This window comes from Janthinobacterium sp. LS2A (assembly GCF_036543145.1).
GTDB lineage: Bacteria > Pseudomonadota > Gammaproteobacteria > Burkholderiales > Burkholderiaceae_D > Janthinobacterium > Janthinobacterium aestuarii.
On sequence record NZ_JAZHPB010000015.1, the window covers coordinates 51952 to 71929 of the forward strand.

Annotated in this window: 16 protein-coding genes and 1 pseudogene; 15 read left to right on the top strand and 2 right to left on the bottom strand. The window is 57.3% G+C overall.

Going from position 1 to position 19978, the window contains the following annotated elements; genetic code table 11:
* Positions 1-3 precede the first annotated feature (3 nt).
* Positions 4-1166, top strand: a protein-coding gene (locus V3C40_RS27615; protein WP_331779113.1) for an IS3 family transposase whose coding sequence is annotated in 2 segments (ribosomal slippage) — positions 4-259 and positions 259-1166 — 1164 coding nt in all. Because the reading frame shifts where the segments join, the coding sequence is not laid out codon by codon here.
* A 219-nt stretch (positions 1167-1385) separates the two neighbouring features.
* On the opposite strand, the gene V3C40_RS27620 is transcribed toward V3C40_RS27615, so the two are convergent.
* Positions 1386-1763, bottom strand: coding sequence for a response regulator (locus tag V3C40_RS27620; RefSeq protein WP_331779080.1), 378 nt, complete (start codon positions 1761-1763; stop codon positions 1386-1388).
* A 295-nt stretch (positions 1764-2058) separates the two neighbouring features.
* Here V3C40_RS27620 and V3C40_RS27625 point away from each other — a divergent pair, with 295 nt between their 5' ends.
* The 4 genes and pseudogenes from V3C40_RS27625 to V3C40_RS27635 all read left to right on the top strand — a co-directional run bounded on the left by V3C40_RS27625 (position 2059) and on the right by V3C40_RS27635 (position 3598).
* A complete protein-coding gene (locus V3C40_RS27625) occupies positions 2059-2349 on the top strand; it encodes a hypothetical protein (protein ID WP_331779081.1) in 291 nt (96 codons plus the stop codon).
* A gap of 53 nt (positions 2350-2402) precedes the next feature.
* Complete coding sequence (locus V3C40_RS27630) at positions 2403-2708, top strand: hypothetical protein (RefSeq protein ID WP_331779082.1); 306 nt, start codon at positions 2403-2405, stop codon at positions 2706-2708.
* A 422-nt stretch (positions 2709-3130) separates the two neighbouring features.
* Positions 3131-3325: pseudogene (locus tag V3C40_RS28365) on the top strand (Mu transposase domain-containing protein); the annotation flags it as partial.
* Between the two features lie 15 nt (positions 3326-3340).
* Complete coding sequence (locus tag V3C40_RS27635) at positions 3341-3598, top strand: hypothetical protein (protein WP_331779083.1); 258 nt, start codon at positions 3341-3343, stop codon at positions 3596-3598.
* Between the two features lie 812 nt (positions 3599-4410).
* On the opposite strand, the gene V3C40_RS27640 is transcribed toward V3C40_RS27635, so the two are convergent.
* Positions 4411-4911, bottom strand: coding sequence for a hypothetical protein (locus V3C40_RS27640; RefSeq protein WP_331779084.1), 501 nt, complete (start codon positions 4909-4911; stop codon positions 4411-4413).
* Positions 4912-5995: 1084 nt separating this feature from the next.
* Here V3C40_RS27640 and V3C40_RS27645 point away from each other — a divergent pair.
* From V3C40_RS27645 to V3C40_RS27690, 10 genes are all read left to right on the top strand, one after another.
* On the top strand, positions 5996-6754 hold the full coding sequence (locus V3C40_RS27645; RefSeq protein WP_331779085.1) for a hypothetical protein: 759 nt from the start codon (positions 5996-5998) through the stop codon (positions 6752-6754).
* Between the two features lie 25 nt (positions 6755-6779).
* Entirely contained in the window at positions 6780-7163 is a 384-nt protein-coding gene (locus V3C40_RS27650; protein ID WP_331779086.1) for a hypothetical protein, read from the top strand.
* 116 nt (positions 7164-7279) lie between these two features.
* The gene (locus V3C40_RS27655) at positions 7280-9100 is read left to right on the top strand and encodes a DUF4209 domain-containing protein (protein WP_331779087.1); all 1821 of its coding nucleotides are present in this window, start codon (positions 7280-7282) and stop codon (positions 9098-9100) included.
* A gap of 37 nt (positions 9101-9137) precedes the next feature.
* On the top strand, positions 9138-9488 hold the full coding sequence (locus V3C40_RS27660) for a hypothetical protein (RefSeq protein ID WP_331779088.1): 351 nt from the start codon (positions 9138-9140) through the stop codon (positions 9486-9488).
* A 6-nt stretch (positions 9489-9494) separates the two neighbouring features.
* The gene (locus V3C40_RS27665) at positions 9495-9917 is read left to right on the top strand and encodes a hypothetical protein (RefSeq protein ID WP_331779089.1); all 423 of its coding nucleotides are present in this window, start codon (positions 9495-9497) and stop codon (positions 9915-9917) included.
* Positions 9914-10483 (top strand): plasmid fertility inhibition factor family protein, encoded by a 570-nt coding sequence (locus tag V3C40_RS27670; RefSeq protein WP_331779090.1) that lies wholly within the window; start codon positions 9914-9916, stop codon positions 10481-10483. Before V3C40_RS27665 ends, V3C40_RS27670 begins: the two co-directional genes overlap by 4 nt.
* A 664-nt stretch (positions 10484-11147) precedes the next feature.
* Positions 11148-13982 (top strand): SEC-C metal-binding domain-containing protein, encoded by a 2835-nt coding sequence (locus V3C40_RS27675; RefSeq protein ID WP_331779091.1) that lies wholly within the window; start codon positions 11148-11150, stop codon positions 13980-13982.
* A gap of 312 nt (positions 13983-14294) precedes the next feature.
* Entirely contained in the window at positions 14295-16178 is a 1884-nt protein-coding gene (locus V3C40_RS27680) for an ATP-dependent nuclease (protein WP_331779092.1), read from the top strand.
* 8 nt (positions 16179-16186) lie between these two features.
* On the top strand, positions 16187-17953 hold the full coding sequence (locus V3C40_RS27685; protein ID WP_331779093.1) for a UvrD-helicase domain-containing protein: 1767 nt from the start codon (positions 16187-16189) through the stop codon (positions 17951-17953).
* Positions 17954-18107: 154 nt separating this feature from the next.
* The gene (locus V3C40_RS27690) at positions 18108-19895 is read left to right on the top strand and encodes a phage integrase family protein (RefSeq protein WP_331779094.1); all 1788 of its coding nucleotides are present in this window, start codon (positions 18108-18110) and stop codon (positions 19893-19895) included.
* Positions 19896-19978: the final 83 nt, after the last annotated feature.

Sequence of the window (19978 nt, forward strand, 5' to 3'; positions counted from 1 at the left end):
TTGATGAGCAAGCAAAGACGTACGTTTTCCCCTGAGTTCAAACAGCAGGCGGCATGCCTGGTACTGGATCAAGGATATAGCCATACGGAGGCAAGCCGTTCGGTCGGCATCGGCGAATCAGTGCTGCGCCGCTGGGTGCAGCAGCTTCAGTTGGAGCGGCAAGGCATCACGCCACAGAGTAAGGCAATGACGCCTGATCAGCAGCGAATACAGGAACTCGAAGCGCGCATTGAGCGTCTCGAGCGGGAGAAGTCCATTTTAAAAAAGGCTACCGCGCTCTTGATGTCGGAAGGGATAGAACGTACGAGGTAATCGATCAGATTTGTGGTGACGAATCAATCGAGTTGATCTGCGCGGTGTTCGACGTAGCGCGGTCATGCCTGTACGCGCATCGGGAGCGCGCCCGGCACATTGATGTTGAGCGCATGGCATTGCGTAGCCGCGTGCACGAGCTGTTCGTAGAGAGTCGCAGTTCGGCGGGAAGCCGCAGCATCATGGGCATGATGCGCGAGGAAGGCACGGCCATTGGCCGCTTCAAAGTCAGTCGTTTGATGGAAGAGCTAGGGCTGGTCTGCAAACAGCCTGGCAGCCATGTCTATAAGCAGGCTACGGTGGAGCGGGTCGATATTCCGAACCACCTCAATCGTGAATTCACAGCCGAGGCGCCAAATCAGGTCTGGTGCGGCGATATCACCTATGTTTGGGCGCAGGGGCGATGGTATTACTTGGCTGTGGTGTTGGATCTGTTCGCTCGCCGAGCGGTGGGCTGGGCATTCTCGCTACGGCCCGACGCCGACCTTGTTGTGCAAGCGCTGGAAATGGCTTACGAGCAGCGAGGTCGACCGCAGGGCCTGCTGTTTCATTCGGATCAAGGCAGCCAGTACGCCAGTCGAAAATTCCGTCAGCGCTTGTGGCGCTATCGGATACGACAGAGTATGAGCCGTCGGGGAAATTGTTGGGATAACTCTCCGATGGAACGGCTGTTCCGCAGCTTCAAAACTGAATGGCTGCCGTCAACTGGTTACATGACGGCACAGGAAGCACAACGGGACATCAGCCGTTACCTGATGCACCGGTATAACTGGATACGGCCACATCAGTTTAATCACGGATTGGCACCGGCCGTCGCCGAAGAAAAACTTAACGTAGTGTCCGGGATGGGTTGACTACTACAACTAGCAGCCTTATCAGGTCACAATGTTTTGTAATGACGAGGTCATCGCCCCGCACCGCTTTGTCAGTCCGGGCGGCAGCTCCTTCGACTGAAGCGGGCGTGCGCTTCCTAGACATGCCGAATGCCCTGAGAACGGCTAGTGTAGAATGTGTAAATCATTTAGTGAGCAAAAGAGTCAATTCGACGTCTTCAAGCCATCCCATTGCGCCACTCAAGCGCCGACACTCAACAGGCCGAGTATGTCATCCAGGCCGGCCGGCTTGACCAAATGATGATCGAAACCCACGGCTTTTGTCTGCATCCGAGTGACGTCATCACTCCAGGCAGTAAGGGCAATCATTTTGATGTGCTGGAAGCGAGACGCCTGCCGGAGGGTGGAGGCAACCTCCAAACCGTTCACACCAGGCATTCCCAAATCAAGGAAGACCACATCAGGGACAAAACTATCGACCGTCTGTAGTGCCTCGGCTCCGCCATATACGGGGACAGCCTCATGACCACACATCACAAGAAATTCCGCGACAAGATCGGCGGCATCACGATTGTCATCAACAATCATGATTCGTAAGGGGGAGAGTTGGTTTGTCATACAGCACCTACCGTTCGTTTTGACGCATCCACATGTAGGGACACATATTGAGCCGGCAAGTTCAAGGCGGCTGAAAATTTGAACAGTCAGGGGCGAGGACCGAGGATTAGATTCCTTGATGGGAATTATACATAAATTTCAAAAAAACACGCATAAAATGAAATACTGTCATTGGTTTCCACAGGACCAAGACGCATATTATTTGCTGACTATACTGTGCTTTTCAATTTCTAAAAATGCTCTAGAATACAGCTCACAATTTAACCACCTAACAATCTTTCATGGCGGGGCATAAATGGAAAATTACCAAAAATTGCAACATGGTGACTATGAATACCAGATAGCCTGCTACAGGAAAGTGAACGGCATGTATCAGGGTATGATCCTTCTTACCGCTCATGCAGGAATCAAGTACTCACCCATTGTCGAAATTTCAACAACAAGCGTATTTAAGACGGAGCGAGCGGCACAGATCGAAGCCTCGGCGCTAGCCTGCCAGCTCATAGAAACAGGCTCAGTGGCTTCACTTGTACCAAAGGAGGGCAAATTCAGCTCTTGGCCAAAGGAGTTTCCAACTAATCTCTAGCGTCAACTTCTAGTGGCGGCTGCACTTCCCAATCTAAGCGCAAGAGGTGAAAAATGAATGATATTTTATTATCATCAAATCCCGATAGCGAACGCAGAATTGACACGCTTTCCGAGTCGATCGTCAATTCAGCCATCGATATGGAAGAACGATTAGGATCTCTACATGCCATCCTCTACATGCGTCGCCATAACATTGACATGGCTGTGGCGGTAAGGGTGGTTTTAAGGCGCGCCGAGAGGAGAAACAACATAGCCTGGTCAACCAGCAAACCTGGAGGCTTTGCTGATTTTGAGGACGAATCGAATCTTGCATACTGTACACCCACAGCCGCGGTTCAGAGCCTTAGCCAAGACTGACATCTGGACACGGCCTCAGCTTGTATGTAAGCGTCAAGGCACTACCGTTTGAACGAACTGGGCTTATGCCGATTTCAACTGACGTCGAATATGCGACCTATGTATAGCTTTTGAACGCAGAGACGAACGGCCCGAATCATCTATGACTCGGGAAAACACAGATTTCAGGCGGTCTTCGGTGATGAAAGCCTTGGCAGCTACCACGCCCCTGAACAGGCAGCAGAAGATCTTGCTGGTAGCCATACGCTCAGTCACTCATCAGGAATCGATCTTTCGACACTTGGAATACCCGAAGAACTTGGAGAATGGCAGGCCGCAACCTGACCAACTACAATTTTTTTGCCAATCGCCACCGCTAAATGAGCAGCGCTATCCCGGTTTAATAAGAGGCGGAGGTCCGTCCTAGTTAGGATTATCACAGGAGCATTGAAGAGCATTCTTATAGCGTCCCATTTCAGTTCAAAGGTCAAGAACTGAAAACTCGGCTCACGGAGCACGCCCTAGATATCATCTGTCGGAACGAGGTCATCGCAACTAATACACAAAGTTTCCTGGTGAGTCGCACGAGTGCGAACCCTGCGCATCGACCCGCTTCTCATAAAGCGGTGGCCAATTAAACCGAGGAGTTTGCCATGTCTTGGACCCCGACTGTGGTGTCCATCACAGGGATAATGCTGAAACAGCAACTTGCGAAGGCACATTCCCCTCATTTCGGCTACCGGATTGCTGAGGCCATGGGAAGGCTGGCGAAGAATTTTAGTAATAAGCGAATCAAGGCTACGTCTCTGCACGCGTTTGCCAATAAGGTCTCTGGTCCCGAAAACCTGCGCAACATCCTCTCCAAAAAGCCCGACTCCTGCTCCCTGATGAGGTCGTTAGAGGCACTGTGAGCGAGCCATACCATGCGATCCAATCTAGACAAGCAAACGAATAACGGCCGAGCGTGAATTCTGCGCCAGTGCCACCAACGCGGCTAAAACACTCTTGGTTTCCATGGTCAATCCCGATAATTTCATATTTCCATGTTCGCGAAGCGAAATCCCTTCACAGTGGCTAGGACAAAGAAACTTTTACCATTCGAGGGAATGGGCGCAAATAACCGATTAGCCCTTGCGCAATATACGAAAAGATCGGCAGTTGGCGCAGCAGACGTAAATGAACGCTACAAATGTTTTCGCCATCACATCAGCAAGCGCTGCATGAAGAAATTAACAAACTAAGATCCACTGACAGTGTCCAAAGCAATAGTACAGTTACTTTTCCGGAGCGCTCCCCCGCGCCTTGCCAATCACCCTCGATCCACCAGATTAGTATCGTTTTACGACCATAGAACATCGGCCAGCAGCGAGCGCCATCACGGCGCGTTTTCCTATGCTTTGATGAGTGCTTGGAAAAAGGCGTAGCTATACGGCTTTTGCGGGAAATTTCCAAAGACGTTCGCCGAGACGCCCCCAGTGCAGACCCACCCTTCTGACAATGCTAACGTCACTTCCGCTTCACACTCTGCTTTAGCTATTGCAACGCTTTCATTAGCGCCACCGACAATTTTATACTCCATACATTCAACCCTATTTTCGTTCATACGACGCGGGAAGGCACCATACCGTCCCTATCAATGCCACATGGCCCGTCTTGCGGGCCTTGGAGGGCTGCTGGGATTTTGCTTATTCAGAAAGCCGGTTCGCACCATTTTTCTCTGTGGTCACACTGCTAAGCGGATTAACTTGCGTCCTTGCTTGAACCAGTTCGACGCTTCGCCGTGATTGCCCTTATCGACGGCACCAATGGCCTGAGCGAGGCCACCCATTACCTGAGCTTTGGTAATCGCGCCGTTGTGAAAATCGTCGAGGATGGCACTCAGAAATCCATCTAGGTTGCGATGGTCAGTGTCGGTCAAAATCGGGGATCGATTAGTCATGGCTTTCTCCTTGTAAGTGGATTCAATGCAGTCAGTATAGCCCTTTAAAGGTTTATTGCAACTTTTTTCCGTGGAATCGCGAAAAGGTGAGTATGCGTCCAAAATTAGCCATTCAGCGGCCTCAAATCGTCTCAACGTCTTATTGACCGATTGCGGTAGCAAGTCAAATCTCTTCGCTGCGTCAGACGGACGAAAGCCCTCTACGAGCACCAAACGAGCTGCAGCTCTAGTAGGTTCACGTGAACTGATTAACTCAGCGATCACGTCAAACTGGTTTGCGGACATGGGTGGCTTCCGCTCCATCAGAACACTCCCGCAGCGATCTTGCCCAGTCGGACTGGGGAAGCGTCTATCAACATCTTAGTTGCCCTCAGTGTCTTCATACCCAGGAGGACTTTGCTGTATCTCAGGTTTACGGGACGCTGGCCAGTGGAGAGTCGTACAGCGAATGTACGGCGGCCCGACATGGTACTCGCACCTTCGATCCCGGCTTGTAGATGCAACTTGCGAAGCAGCTGGCTCAGACTGTCGCAGAAGCAGCTGATAGCAGTCGAACTGGTGCGACGCTCTGTCATCTTGTTAGGCCAATATAGGGGGCGCTCGCTACCGTTGTATGCAATGTCTGGCGAGACTACCGACTCTTCGCGCACGGTGCCATCCGAGTTCAGGTAAGCCGTGAGCGGGCGACGGGCCAGTTCGGTCAGCATCGTCCCGGTACCGTAGACGTACGGCAGGAGGGCTACGTTACGCATCGGGAATTCGCCATTGACTGCGGCGACTTTTAGCATGTACTTCAGTCTGTGAACTTCGATATACGGGGCTTTTGCCATGATTTTTAAGTACCAATTTTGGCTTTAGTCAGAGTTAATCGGGTGAAGCATACTCTGATATCAAGCCTGCGATCAAGACGGTGGGCGGTGTGCCGGGAAGTGTGCGTGCGCCGGTGGAGTCGAGTATCCGTATCAGGCCGATATCAGTCCGTTCGCCAGCGTCCAAGGTCGCTGCCATTGATGGCTGCATGGCTGAACGGTATAGTGCCAACATGTAAAGAAATTAACAGGTCGCGTAACGGTGTGCCGACTCGGGCGGCGCAGCTGGCCGACATGCTCTAGAAACCGTGCACGCCAGTGTCGCCCAAGGCCAGGTGCGACCAGCTTGTTCGAAGTAGCCCGCGGAGAGCGGGCTAGGAACGAGAGGCTAATATTTTGCAGTGCAACCAGACTCCGGTGTAGCGGCTGATCGACGAACTCAATGTAGAAGGCAGCATCTTGCGCCAGGAGCATGCAGCGCCAAGGGATCTATTGCGCCAACGCGACGGGGGATAATATGCCCGAGATATGTCCGGGTTACATAAAAGCAGGGAGCAAAAATGGATGAAAAAGTGCAGTTCAGTTGGCTCAATGGCGCCGGAGAGCACGTGTGTACGGGATTTGACCGCATGGTCGACGCGTACTGGGGCAAGGTAGCGCAGCCGGCGCTCGCCGCCGCCGCGCAGGAAGTACATGATTGGCTGGCGGCCACTGCCAACGATGTGTCGGCTGTGTTCGTACATTCTGATAGGGAAATGCAGTACCAAGTGACCGCTTTAGGTCTGTGCCTATCATTGTCCGCGCTATGGGAACGCCAGCTGCGCCGATATCTGAGTGCCTACGTGCCTCACGATCCCGCTAAAACCCAGGATGTACAAATGCACCACTGGGGGAGGTTGCAGGAATACTTTCAGCAGCTGCGCGGCGTTCCGCTACAGGCATTCCTCTGGTATCCAGAGCTGGATCTGCTCTCTCGCCTTGGTAATGTCTGTCGCCATGGCAATGGACGCAGCGCTGACGACTTGTGGCGCACTCATCCTGAGTTCTGGCCGTACGATGATCCCGATACGCCCAGCGTGTCGGCGCCGCCTGTGGAGCGACTATACATCGGCGCCGAACTGCTTGAACACCTCGCGGGCGCGCTGGTGCAGTTCTGGTCGTTCATTGAGTACCTTTACACCGAGAATCTGCGTATGAAGCATAGTTCAGTGGAGCGCGCACTGCCCGAGTTGCGACAGCAATATGCCACCGCAATTGCCCACTTCAACCAAACAATGACGAGTTGGCCAGCTGGTTTCCTGCAAGGATCGGGTTTATGATGGTCTTTTTAGCCGAGAGTAATCCATGAAACTACACGAGCTTTACGACATGCCGACGCCTCCCCCATCTCTAGACGAGATATTACTGGCCGACTCACCCACCAGTCCGGGCAGCATCTGGGCGCTCAACGAAGAGCGGAAATGGGTAAATGGGCGGTTCGAGCGCAATATTGGCATTGACCAGCCGTCCCACCTGCATGGTGACGGCCAGGCTCATGCCCACGTCCTGGGGCGTCGTGGGAAGGAGCTGGGTGTCGTGAACCTCGACGGGACTGCCAGTCATGGAACCAAAGTCAGATTGCATTCGAAGGACGCCGATGCGCTGCGTGCGCGGGGCTTCACCGTTCGGGCTGACAATATCGTCGAGTGGGTCAAATTGGGCGCCATGCCCAATATGATCTTCGGCTGACAACTCCCTTTGATCGCCTCCGCACCCTTTCACCCCATCAAGGCCAAGAAGCGCTGGGCCGCGACTTTCGCGCGCGAAAGTTCGAACTGGCATCCCCACCATATTCCGATCTATCCATGACTGACTCCTCCGCGACGCCAGCTCCGGTACCATTCACCCTCGCCGACTTCGTGGCCGCCGAGGTGCCCAAGATTCTGGGCGCGCACGCTGATGCGGACTGTCACGCGCTGAACAAGGTTTTCTGGAAAGCAAAGGAAGGTGCACTGAGCACCGCCGCTTCACGCGCGCTCGAGCTGCTAGCCGGGATCTGTTCGATGCGACTTGTCCCGGAGGAGCCGGGCCACATATACAGGCCGATGGTCGAGTTCAGCGATGGAGGCAGCAGCATGGCCTTGGGCCACATCCCGAAGGACGCGGTTGACGCGCTCGCGCAATTGGCCTGCACCCTCTACAGCGCGCCGCTGCGGGCACGGGTTGCCGACTTGGTCTGGCTGCTGGATCGGTCATGGGGACATGCGTTTCCATTGATGGCGATCCAGGCCTATCGCAGACTTTCGTTATCTGGCGACGCTTGGCGGGGGGAGTCGAAAACGGGTTGGCATCGCGCGCTGCAGCTTGCCAAGCAGATCCACGCGGAGGACGAAGCATGCGCCATCGAGACGGCCCTGTTGGACGCTTTTTTTGCGGCGGCTGATGACGAAGACGGCTACCAGGCTTTGCACTACCTGTATCCTCTGCGTGTGGAACGTCGCAGCGGCGGGCGTGCACACACGGTCGCCGAGCGACTTGAGGTAATCGGTCGGCAGCGAATGGTCCTCACGCACGCATTTGTGGCCCAATCCCATTTCGAGGCTGCTGCCGAATGGTACGAATGGGCTCGCGACCGCGACCGGCAGGCACTCATGCTGTCCTTGGCAGCCGAAGCGATCACGATGCAGGCAGGACAGGCCGACGGCGCCACCGTGGAGCACCATTGGCTCAGTAAGGCGATAGAAGCCTACCGACGCGTACCGGCCCGTTTCCGCGCCCAGCTGGGAACCGAGGGCACGATAGAGGCGCTGCGGCGCCAGCGGGAAGACGCTGGCCACGCCATGCTGGGCGAAATGGTGGTGATACGAGGGCCACGCGAAGCCGTCGGCGGTCGCATTCAGGCCGCGGTCGCCCACGTTAAAGGGCGGCCCGCCCTTGAGGCCTTGCTGGCATTTTGCGGACTGGACAGTCCTCCAGACGTTGGAGCGCTGAAAGCTGCGGCCGAAGCTGCCTTGAGGGCCACACCACTGAGCACCACGATGGGGATAAACGTCGTGGCCGGCGATGGGCGCCAGGTGCAGCGCATCGGCCCCGACGACGGTTGGCAGGCGCAGGTCGACGCGCGAGCGCGTGCCATGTTCCTTCAGCATGCCAGCAAGGTGGCGTTGGCCGAGCTGCTGCCCGCACGTGATCAGTTGCGCTTCGAGCATGACTTTCGGCTCGGTGATTTCATCGCGATCGCGGAGCGATCCCCTGTAGTACCAACTGATCGTGCTCGCATGCTTGGGCAAGGTCTGTACGCCGGTTACTGCGGTGACATGGTGCAGGCCATGCACATCCTGATGCCGCAGTTTGAGCACGTCGTGCGTCAGGTGTTGCGCGGCGCTGGTGCTTTTACAGCGCAGCATGACAAAGGACTCGATATGGAAGTTGCGCTGGGCCGCCTGGTTGAACGGCCCCAAATGGCCGAGGAGTTTGGCGATGGGCTGACGCTGGTCATCCATGCGCTCATGTGCGACCGCGCTGGACCCAATTTGCGCAATGATGTCGCCCATGGGCTGGCGGACGAGGAGGCGTGTGAATCCGCCCTTGCTCTGTATGCATGGTGGCTGATTCTTCAATTGGTGACGGAAACTTGCGCGGCTGCGATGGACCCTTCCACCTCGCCAGACCAACGGTTTGTTTGAGTGCATAATTGTCTTTTTATTCTGCTAGGAACAGGCAATGCGTGAATTGGCGGTTTTAGTTGGCCAAGGCCTGGATGCGGAGCTGCTTCAGCAGGTCCTGCAGGAGAACCGCGGGAAGCGCTTAAATGAGGTGGCGCACGCGCTACTGGACGACCACCCCGACGACCGCGCTGAAATTTACGAGGTCAAGGTGGACAGGGTGGCGATCGACGAGGACTGTCCTACCCAGGTGGACATCGAGTTTGAAATCTTTTGGCGCATCTACAGGGGCTGCGAGGACAGGAACACGGTAGGGAGCGAGTATCAGCAGGAGCGGGCGACCTACGAGGCGGATGGCCGCCTGGTGTTTCTCGCGCCGCTGGCGCGCAAACACAGCGATCCCTGCTGACAGGGCATGACGATGAACACTTACAGACTATCCCGTCACGGCATGCTTATCCTGGCCACGGTCGCCATGCAGGCCGCATGGGCCGAGGCAGAGCCGGATGCCGCGATCTATACCCTATACCGGAACAGCGTGACCGATGCGGCCCTGCGCCTGCATGTCGCCACCTTCGATGCTCTGGACGGGGCGGCGTACAACCGGCAGAACTGTGCTCAGGCCCGGCAGCTGTTCGCCGTTCAGGAAGGCGTCAGAGTGGCATTCTGGTGTGAACCCGGTAGGTTTCGTGCTATAGCCGCCAGCGATCACGTGCCAGACCCCGGTCAGCAGTTTATCACCGGCAAGCCGGCTGAACGGAACTGCAGCCCGTCCGCTTCGGAACTGGCGCGCGGCGACAAGCGGCCCGCCAGCGCCGGCAATGGCTGTTCGCCATGACGGCGCTGCGCACCTTCGCCGGTATTCATCCTATTCACCACTTCCAGGGCGCGCTGTTCGCCGTGCTTACCGGCAGCGACACGGTTTATATGTGCGAGAAGTATCCTGGATCTGACGGCGAAGCAATGGCGGTCGTGGAGGTCGACACCGAGCGGTTCCTGCAGCTATGGCGCCGGCTGGGCAGCAGCCATCCGGAGGTGGCGCACCAAAGCCCCGCGACCTGGCCGCTGGACCGCAAGTTCCCTTGGCCTGACCGGCATTTTGCGGAGGGCCGTGCCAACCCGGTGCCGCTGGCCACCGTCAGCTGTAAGCTGCGACGCTTGGAAACGCCGGTGTGGCGTCGCCGGTTGCTGGGGCAGGTGCTGACACGCGTCGACGTGACCGAGCACCCGGTCCTCTCGTTCAGCGACGGGGTCACCCGCACCATCTGGCTGCTGACTCACGGCGTGCAGGCCATGCCGGTCAAATGCCCGATGGCCGATGCGGCACGGTTGCAGGCGCTGGCCGGCGTGGATGGCGGCCAACCGGTGGCCGTCGGTACCTTGTTCAAGCAAAAAATGGATTGAAGCCGTTAGTTCGATCAGCGGCAGGGAAGTGGGGGTGGCACTGGCACCTGCCGCAGCCTGCAGCACCAGGCGGGAGGTGCCGGCCTGCCGGGCAGCTGCCTGGGCGTGGATCATAGCGCGGGTGCGCGCTGGTAGCGGGCGGCCAGGGGCAGAGGAGGGCGCCCGTCGCCGAAGGCGGATTGGGTGAGCACCGGGTCGAGCTCCACCATACCGGCCAGGCCCCCGGCAAGCCGCCGTAAGTCGCGAGGTAGCGCATTGGAAGTGCCTGTCCTTCCGTGATAATCCGTATTATCACGGAAGGATTATTGTTATTTTTGCGCGTGAAACGGGTATGATCGGCGTATAAACCCCTATTTTTATTGTCGGCGAACAATAAAGTCGGGCACAAAACAATAAAGTTTGACACAAGAGGCTTTCGCGGCAATGCTCAACAACGTCCGCAATCGTCCAGAAGCACGGCACATGTTTATAAAACACAGCTGCCGGCTGATTGCAGCCGTTCAGTTTTTCTTCGCCAATGCCTGTGAATGTCCATGTTGAACTACTGTGCGCTAGCTCCGCCGATCGGATCGGTCAGGTCGTGTGTTTCTTTCTACGTAGGATGGCCCGATGCAGCTTGTGTATTTCACTTGATGAGTCCCAATTACCAAATTCCCAGATATATATGATCTCTCCCTCGACACTTGCCCCAGCTCAGGAAATCCGCATCGAAGCGGTTCATCGCGGTTTCCTCTATCAGCATCTCTATGCGGCTGCCTGTCTTCTAAATTCGGGACAGACGGGAGCGATATCGGTTGCGGTCGAGCGTGATGAAGATATCGAGCAAGTCACGCCGGCAGGGCGAACCTACATCCAGGTCAAGACGCGTGCCCAGGCAATCATGCCGGCGGACATCAAATCGGCTCTGGAGCGTTTTGACGCGTTGCGGCAAGAGCACGCGCAGGGCCGGCGGCCGGGTAGTGCGACATTCGTGGTGGTGGTCAACCGTGCCTTGGGGCCGACGCTCGCTGATCAAGTCCGGACAGGGCAGCTGGCAGGTGACGTCGAGATTCTCTGGCCAGGGCGCCTCTGTAAGGGGCCCATTGGTCAACTGCCACCTGCTTGGTCCGGCATCGAAGAGGCAGTCTCATGGTGCGTCGATCGAGCCATAACCGTCCCCCTCGCAATGCTGGCGCCCGACTCCCTCGTGTGGAAACTGGCTGGGCGTGTCCAGGCGGCGGCCGCCGGAGAGGCGCCCCATGCGGACCATACCTTCGAGATTACGGATTTGCCGTCGCTGTTTGACCAGATCATCATCCAACTGCAGGATTTTCCTGCGCCACCGGAGCAGTACCGCCCCCAGGAAAATGAGCCTCAGATCGACTCGAGTTCCCGTGTCCGGATCGTTTCCGGCTTTTCTGGCGCCGGGAAGACCGCTTGGGCTTCGCAGGCGGCCACCTTCAGCAGCCACAACTGCGCGTACTTCGACTGCTCGGAGACGCCGGGCGAGGCCCTCGCCGTCTCGCTGGTGCGTGAACTTGCCGCCAAGTTGGCCGGCGCCGGGCCAGATGGGGTGCGCAAGATCTTGCTGCCGGGAGCCACTGGCGTCGAGTCGCTCCGCCAGTTGGACCTCTACCTCAAGAGCGAGGGGCTGTCGCCGATCGTGGTACTGGACAACGTACATCGTATTTCGGCTGAGAGCATCAAGCGCATGGTCGATGTCACGTCGGCCCTGAAGTTCATGCTCTTGGCGCAACCGTTGGGGACGTTACCCGAGATCGAAGCCCTTCTAGGCCTTAAACGAGAACCACTGAACGGGTGGGGTGTTGACACTGTTGCGGCTGCCGCCGTTGGGTGGGAATGTCGAGGTGATGCAGCCACGATGGGGCGTTTGAAGACGCTGACGGCTGGCCTGCCCCTGTTCGTCAGGAGCGCCGCCACGATTGCCCGCGAAGACTATGACGGTCGCATTGACCAGATGTGCGACGCCGTCGATGCGTTGACCAACCTGACTCAGACCGCGCAGGAGGTCATCCTGGCGAAGGTCTTCGACGCGTTTCCTCTCGCTGCGCGACAGACGATCTCCGTGCTGAGCCTGTCCGATATTGGCCTGGTCCCGGCCGAGGTCAACAAGCTGCTGCACGCGGCCCTCGGAATGGATGAGCAAGCAGTTGCTGGTGTGATCCGGACATTGCGAGCTGCAGGAGTGGTGGAGGTTTATGGCAACAAGGAAATCCGGCTGCATGACGCCATCCGTGTTGTCGGAAGCCAGCATCTCTCAGGCATGCCCGCGGATGTCGCTTCGCTGGCTCGGAATGCCCTCAAGGAACTGATGGTTGAGTCTTTCGAGCGTGACCGGACCACTGCGCGCTTCTCGCAATACGCACGGCTGCTGCTGACCTGTGGCGACGTTAAGATGCTGGTAGCGCTCATCGGCGAAGAAATGTTTCACGAAATGGGCGTGGCCGCGGAAATCTGGCACGGGCTCGAGGTGCTGGTCGCCAAAGACGGGGCAGATCCGGTGCAGCAGTATTGGGCTCTGGATGGGCTCGTCTTCTCGGACATGAAGCTCGGGTACATGGACCGTGTGGCACCTAGGTTGGAGGCGATGGAGCGATTGATCGACAGTGGCGCGCTCGGAGAGGACGAAATTCTGTCCTTCCTGATGAAGCGCATGCTCCATCTGTCGTATCTAGGTGACGAGAATGGCGTTCAGCGCGCGATTCACGACTTGGACAGCCGATTGCCCGACAAGCCTGTGCACCAGCGTGTCTTCCTCTACAACGCGGCGGCTGCTCTCTATGGTCTGGGAAGCTACAAAAGCGCGATGAAGATAGTCGAACAGGTGATCGGCGCGACGTTCGCAGCCCTCGGCATTCGGCCCAATCAAATCTTTCGCGTGAAGCAGGCCGAGCTCTGGGCGTTGATCAATAAGCCGGGACTTGATCAGGGAGACATCAAGCGACTCGCGGATGCGCTCGAACTCAAGGCCCTGGTGGCCGGCAAGTTGCACGTGCTCGCGCCTTTCGCGCGAATCCATGCGATGAAGTTTTACGCTATCGCCGGCGCCATCGACTCGCTCATACGCGTCGGGCAAGACCTCGCCGACGAGTTTGTCGCACGACATGATTTCGTGGGCGCGCGTGAGGTTCTTGAGCAGCACGTCATGCCAGTGGTCGTGGGCAACCAGCTCCTGAATAGGCACCTGGATGTCCGTGCACAGTACGCCGTCGTTCTGGCCTACTGTGGCTTGTACCCAGAGGCCGAGCGGGAGATGGAACGGCTTCAGGTTTACGCGGCCGGCCTGGCACCCAAGGCCCGCATGATCCTCGCGGGCCAACGCCAACTGGTTGCGGAAATCAAGGCCAATCCGATACCGCAGTTGCGCCCGGGAGGGCGTTCTCCGGCAATTCAAAGAAGTATGCCAATTTCCTCCGGGGTCAAAATCGGCCGCAATGAACCCTGTTCCTGTGGTTCAGGTAAGAAGTTCAAGAAGTGCCGCTGCGGGCTCGCCGGATAGTTGTGATTACGAAGCCACATAAAGGTGAACGGAACCGCGACGTTTGCATGCAGGAGCAGATGGACAAGATCAGCGAGGCGCGCAAATCCCATGAAGATAGGTGTCTCGCGAGGCATGCGGAGCAAATTGCGCAAGTCGAAAATGCAGAGCGGGCTGCCGGCAGTTAAACTTTTCATTTCTCTTCGAAATCATTAAGTTAAGTCAACTTTGGCAAGAAAAGCATCAATCCTGAGCATGCCTCTGAAGCAGTTTGTAGTGAAATGTTGTCTTTCGTGATAGTGTTATTTCTTTTTTGCATCAAGGATTGGCAGGATGTATATCAGCGGACTGACGGTGGAGGGGTTCCGGACATTCAATCAGCCATTCACGGTGAAATTGAACAAAGGACTGACGGTAATGGTTGGCGAAAACGGTGCCGGTAAGACCGGCGTCATTGGCGCCCTGCGGCAGTTATTCGTTGATTCGGAAGCAGGGCGCTACTCCGTGGATGATCAGGATTTCCACCTCGGTTTTGCTGTGGGCGACGTACGCGCCCCGGGCTTCAAGATATCCGCGACATTTTCCGATTTGGACAAGGACGAGAAACTTGCTTTCATTGCCTGGGAAGATGTTGATCACGACACCAAACTGCATCTGCACGTCGAGAACCGTGAATACCGTGGCCGACCTAAGCGATCACTTTGGGCCGGTAAGACCAAGGCCACGGTAGAGCCAGAGGTTATCGACCTGATCCGCTGCATTTACCTGCCGCCGCTACGCGACGCGGAAGACAAGCTGACAAATGGTTCGCGGTCCCGCTTGGCGAAGCTGTTGAAGGTCATCTGCAAGAAGGACTTGCTGAAGCACGTGGATGACGGCACGGATCATCCTTTGGTCGCGAAGGTAAAGGAGTTCAACAAAGAACTGGCAGAGAGCGACGATTACGAGATCAAGAAGGCCAATGCACTGATTTCTGACAGTCTGAAGGAGGCGATAGGGGAAAGCCTGGCGCAGGGTACGCGTATCCAGTTTTCAGAGAGTGATTTCTCGCGGATTGTTGAGAGCTTGCGGTTGCTGTACTTTCCGGACTTGTCCGCAGTGGATGCCAGCCAGTTCCGTAGCCTGAATGAGAACAGCCTGGGCTACAACAATTTGATTTACATTGCCTCGATCCTGGCCGAGCTTCATCTCGAATCCAAACTTCGCGGCCAGGATAATGGCCTCTTTCACCTATTGTTGATTGAAGAGCCTGAGGCGCATTTGCATCCGCAGCTTCAAACGCGCCTTCTGAAGTACCTCGCCGACACGGCTCAGAAAACTGGCGTTCAGGTCATTGTGACCACTCACTCCACAGTGCTGGCCTCCGTGGTGCCGATGAACGCCATTGTGCATATGACCGCTGGGGCGCCGCCGGTCGCGACCCGCCTCGCCGATTGTGGACTGCCCGATAAGAGTGAACGCTTCGTGAACCGATGGTTGGATGTCACCAAATCCAACCTGCTGTTCGCGCGCGGGCTGATGTTTGTAGAAGGTATTGCCGAAGCGATTCTGTTACCGGAATTGGCGAAGGTCGTTCTGAAAGCACAGCCGGCTGGCAAGCAAACCCTGCATGACCTGGGGGTGAGTGCGATCAACCTCAATGGCATCTACTTCAAGCACTTCATGCAGTTGTTCTGCAATATTGATCCCGCCGTGCCTGGCGCCAACATACCGGTGCGTTGCGCCGGCCTGACGGATCTCGACCCGCCGAAGACCGAAAAGGTGAACATTGGCGGCAAGGACGAGGTGGTGGATGTCAAACCACATGCAGGCAACCTGCGCAAGGGGACCAACCATGTCTTGGAACTCATCCCAGAAATCGCCAAGTCTGCACATGCCCGCCTTTTTGTCGGTCTGTATAAGACCTTCGAATACGACTTGGCCATGGAGGGAAGAAATATCACGCCGATGGCCAAGGTCATGCACGACGCGTGGGAGACAGACGGGAAGAATAAGCAGCGCCTGGCGGACCTGTGCGACCCGAATACCGATTGGGCAGTGGCCAAGTCCGCTGAGAAGGCGGATGCCGCATTCGAGCTGCTGGAACTGATCGAGAACGGATATATGGGGAAGGGGCTGTTCGCGCAACTGCTCGCTGACGCGGTTGCGAATGGCACTGCGGAGCTTGTGGTTCCGGGCTACATCGCGGATGCTATCAATTGGAGCTGCAAGCTCTGAGGCACACAATGATGGATTTTTCAAAAGAACAGATTGCCTACATCGAGGAGCCGTTGGCACATAACGTCTACCTGCGTGCGTGCCCCGGAAGTGGGAAGACCGAAGTCATTGCCGCGAAAGTTGCGAAGGAAGTGCGCGATTGGTCGCACTTCCCGGCCGGAATCGCCGTGCTATCATTCTCGCGCAGCGCAACGGGTGAATTGGTGGAGCGCATCGCGCTGGCCCGGCGTGGCAGCCGCAGTACTTTTCCGCATTTCGTGGGTACGGTGGACAGTTTTTTTCTGAAGCAGATCGTCAACCCGCTTGCCCACCGATTGACGGGTTTTAAGGGGCGAGACGGGGATTTTGCGATCCGTGTTGTGGATGAGCAAGCTGTATGCTTCCATCGGACAAAGTACAAGATCGGTCATGAGCACATCCCGGCCAATCGTTTCGACTGGGACCCGTCTGCGGGCCGCTTCGTGTTTCGGCATCCCGTGCTCCCCAAGCAGCGGGCGATGAACGCACTAAATTTGGGACAGTACCAACTCGATGATCTGGCGGCAGCGAAGGCAGCTTTTAATGCCAATGGTTTCGCTACCTACAAGGATGTGGAGCGGTTGGCTCTGGAGATCCTGAGTAGCGGCCATTTTACCGAGTATGTGAACCGTCTGGTAACACGCTACCCGTATATCATGATCGACGAGTGCCAAGACCTGTCGGCCGATCAAATTGCGATCTTTGCGCGACTCGCGGAAAGAGGAGTGACCTTCCACCTGATCGGCGACCTTGAGCAAGCGATCTATTTGTTTAGGAATTGCAAACCAGAAGACGTCGCGGAGTTCGTGCGCGCACTCGGTTGCAAGGAAATGCTGTTGCGACGAAATTTCCGCAGCGGGCAAAGCATCGTCGAGCTGCATGGCGCGCTGGTCAAAGCCAACAAGATCACAGGGCAGGCCAATTACGCTGAAACAACGTGCTACCTGGTCGAGTACCGCGATTGCCCGAGCGAGGCATTGGGAATTTTTGACGAGCTGGCGGCGGGCCATCCGCAGGCAGTGATCGTGGCGCGTGGGCACAGTACGCTGCACAGGATGCGCGTGGGCGAATCGGCGCGGGGCGCGGTACAGGTGCTCGCGGCAGCCATTGCAACCTTTGCGCGCAGGCATCCCGGCGATTTACATGAGGCTCTGTCCGCGTTTTCAGGGTACTTGGCGGAGGAGTGCATCCAGCAGGATACCCTGGGCGAAGACGCCTTCTGCCGGCCTGCGGAAATGCAGTCGGCATTGGATTGGCACCGATTTCTCTCTGACGGCTTGTCAGTGTTTGTTGAGGCGGGTTTGGCGGAGCAGTCTATTACCTGGTCTGCCTGGTGTGCCTTGCACAAGAAGGCGCTTGCTAGCCTGGCGGCAGTCGCGTGTCCGAATGCTGAGTGTGAAAACGTCCTAAAGGCGCTCATGGCGCGGCAGCATCGGGCACCTGCGGGGCTGGCCACAGCCTTGGTGGGAGCGGTGATTGCGCCCGGAAGTCCGCGTTCGGCAAAACGCCGGCTGGCGACCATTCATGAAGTGAAAGGGGAGACCCACGATTTGACGATGCTTGTGTCGAGCAGCCGGCAGGGAGAACAAGCACACTGGAAGGAGTGGGTGGGTAATCCCGCATCTGAGGCGGCCCGATTCGCCTATGTCGCGTCTTCACGGCCGCGTCATATCCTGATCTGGGCGGTCAAGACCTTGAAAAAGGATGAGCGAAAGGCGTTGATGCTGTTGGGTTTCCATAAATCGCTGCAAGTCTAACGGATCAAGTCTACCGGGCCGACCTGATGTTTACGATCACTGCGGTCAGGTGGCTGGTATTGCGCCTGATGGTGGAGCAGTGAGCCACGATGGCCCCTCGCCAAGCGTCAGTGACGCCACCACTGTCGGCCATATGTAAAATGAAGGTGAATGAATGGCGCAAAATACCAATGTCGTGATTCCCCCGATCGCCTATAACCGGACCGATTACACGGCGCTGCGCGCTTTTGTTCAAAGAGTGCCCATTCAGCGCATCGCCGACCTGTACTACCAGGAAGACAGCCCTCAGGTGCAGCAGGGGCTCGAAAGATTTCTGATCCACATGCGTGACGAACTGGTCGAACGCGCAATCGGACATAATCCGGCGTTCGCGGACATCCTGCAAAACGCCCGCCGCGGCGGTTCAATTTCGGTCAAGGCGCTCGCCATTCTGGTACAGGCGGCGGACCTGCCGGAACCGGTCCCCATGCCGGATGACGTGATCGGCCGATGGTTCCGGCCGCGGCTGACGGCCGCGCTGCGCGGTGAGGACGTGCACACCCTCGGCGAACTGATGGCTATGATGAGTGTACGCGGGCCGGCTTGGTGGCGGGCGGTCCCGCGCGTAGGGTTCGGCCGCGCCGAAGTGCTGGCGCGCTGGCTACAACGCCATGCCGAAACGCTTGGCACCATCGATACGGATACGCGCGCGCTGGTGACGCGCGAAGATCTTCCGGTGCTCGATGTCGCCGAGGGCGTGTTGTCACCACTTGGGACGTTTTCACTGCCCTCGCTTTACGATGGCAGCCGCGGCGTCAATCGCGCCGAGCGGTTTTGCTTCATCAGCGCCACCAACGACCTGGAGGCGATCGAGTGCTACCTGGCCCGATACGAGGGGCAGCCGCATACGTTGCGCGCGTACCGGCGCGAGCTGGAGCGCCTCGTGCTGTGGAGCGCACTGATCGCCTGCAAGCCGATCTCGTCGTTGCTGGTCGATGAATGCCAGGCCTATGTGCGGTTCCTAGCGATGCCGGCGGCGAGTTTCTGTGGTCCGCGCGCGCCGCGCACCAGCCGCCGCTGGCGTCCTTTCTCCGACCAGGCGATGTCGCCGGCCTCGCAGAAGCAGGCGATGCAAATCCTGCGCGCCGCGTTCGAGTATCTGGCGCGCGTGCGCTACCTGGGAGGCAATCCCTGGCTGGGGGTCAAAGATCCTGTCGTCGATATCGAGACTGACCCGATCCAGGTGGAGAAGGCGCTAACGGCCGAGGCATGGGAAGTATTGATTGCGGCGCTCGAGCGACGCGCCCAGCAAGCCGACGGAGGACGGGACCGGATCGCCCTTGCGATGCTGCTGCTGATGGGCGATTCGGGATTGCGTCGCGCAGAAGCGGTATCGGCCCGCCGCAATGCACTCACACCCAGTCGGCATGTGCCTGGCATCTGGATGCTGAAGGTGCTGGGTAAAGGGAGGAAGAAGCGGGTGCTGCCCGTCAGTCCCCGCACTATTGACGCGCTACGCACACACTGGGCTGATCTCGGTTCGGATTTTGACCTGGCCGGCAATGATCGTCCGCTGTTATCGCCTTTGGTAATACCTGCCACGCCGGCGGCGCTAGCACGCCATGGCGATGGAACGGCGGGCCACCGTGGCTACACGGCAGGAGCGCTGTACGACGTGGTCACAGGAGCGTTACGGCGCGTGCACGACGACCTGCAGGCCTTGGGTGCCGAAGCGGAACTGTCACCAGAGGACATGTTTGCCCTGATCGAGGCCACACCGCACGCCTTCCGGCACACGTTCGGCATGTTGGCGATCGAAGGAGGGGTGGAGCTGTATGTGGTGCAAGAAATTCTTGGCCATGCCAGTGCTGATACTACGGCCGTGTATGTCCGGGCGCGTGAGAAGCGTTTGGCGGAGGCGGCCGGCATGCTCTATCGAAAGGAATCGCCAAAAATCGAATGAAAGCACTCCAACATTATCAACACTCAAAACGGATCAACTGATCGCGTACACCTAAAAGCGAATTGATCAGTACTTCCTTAGAG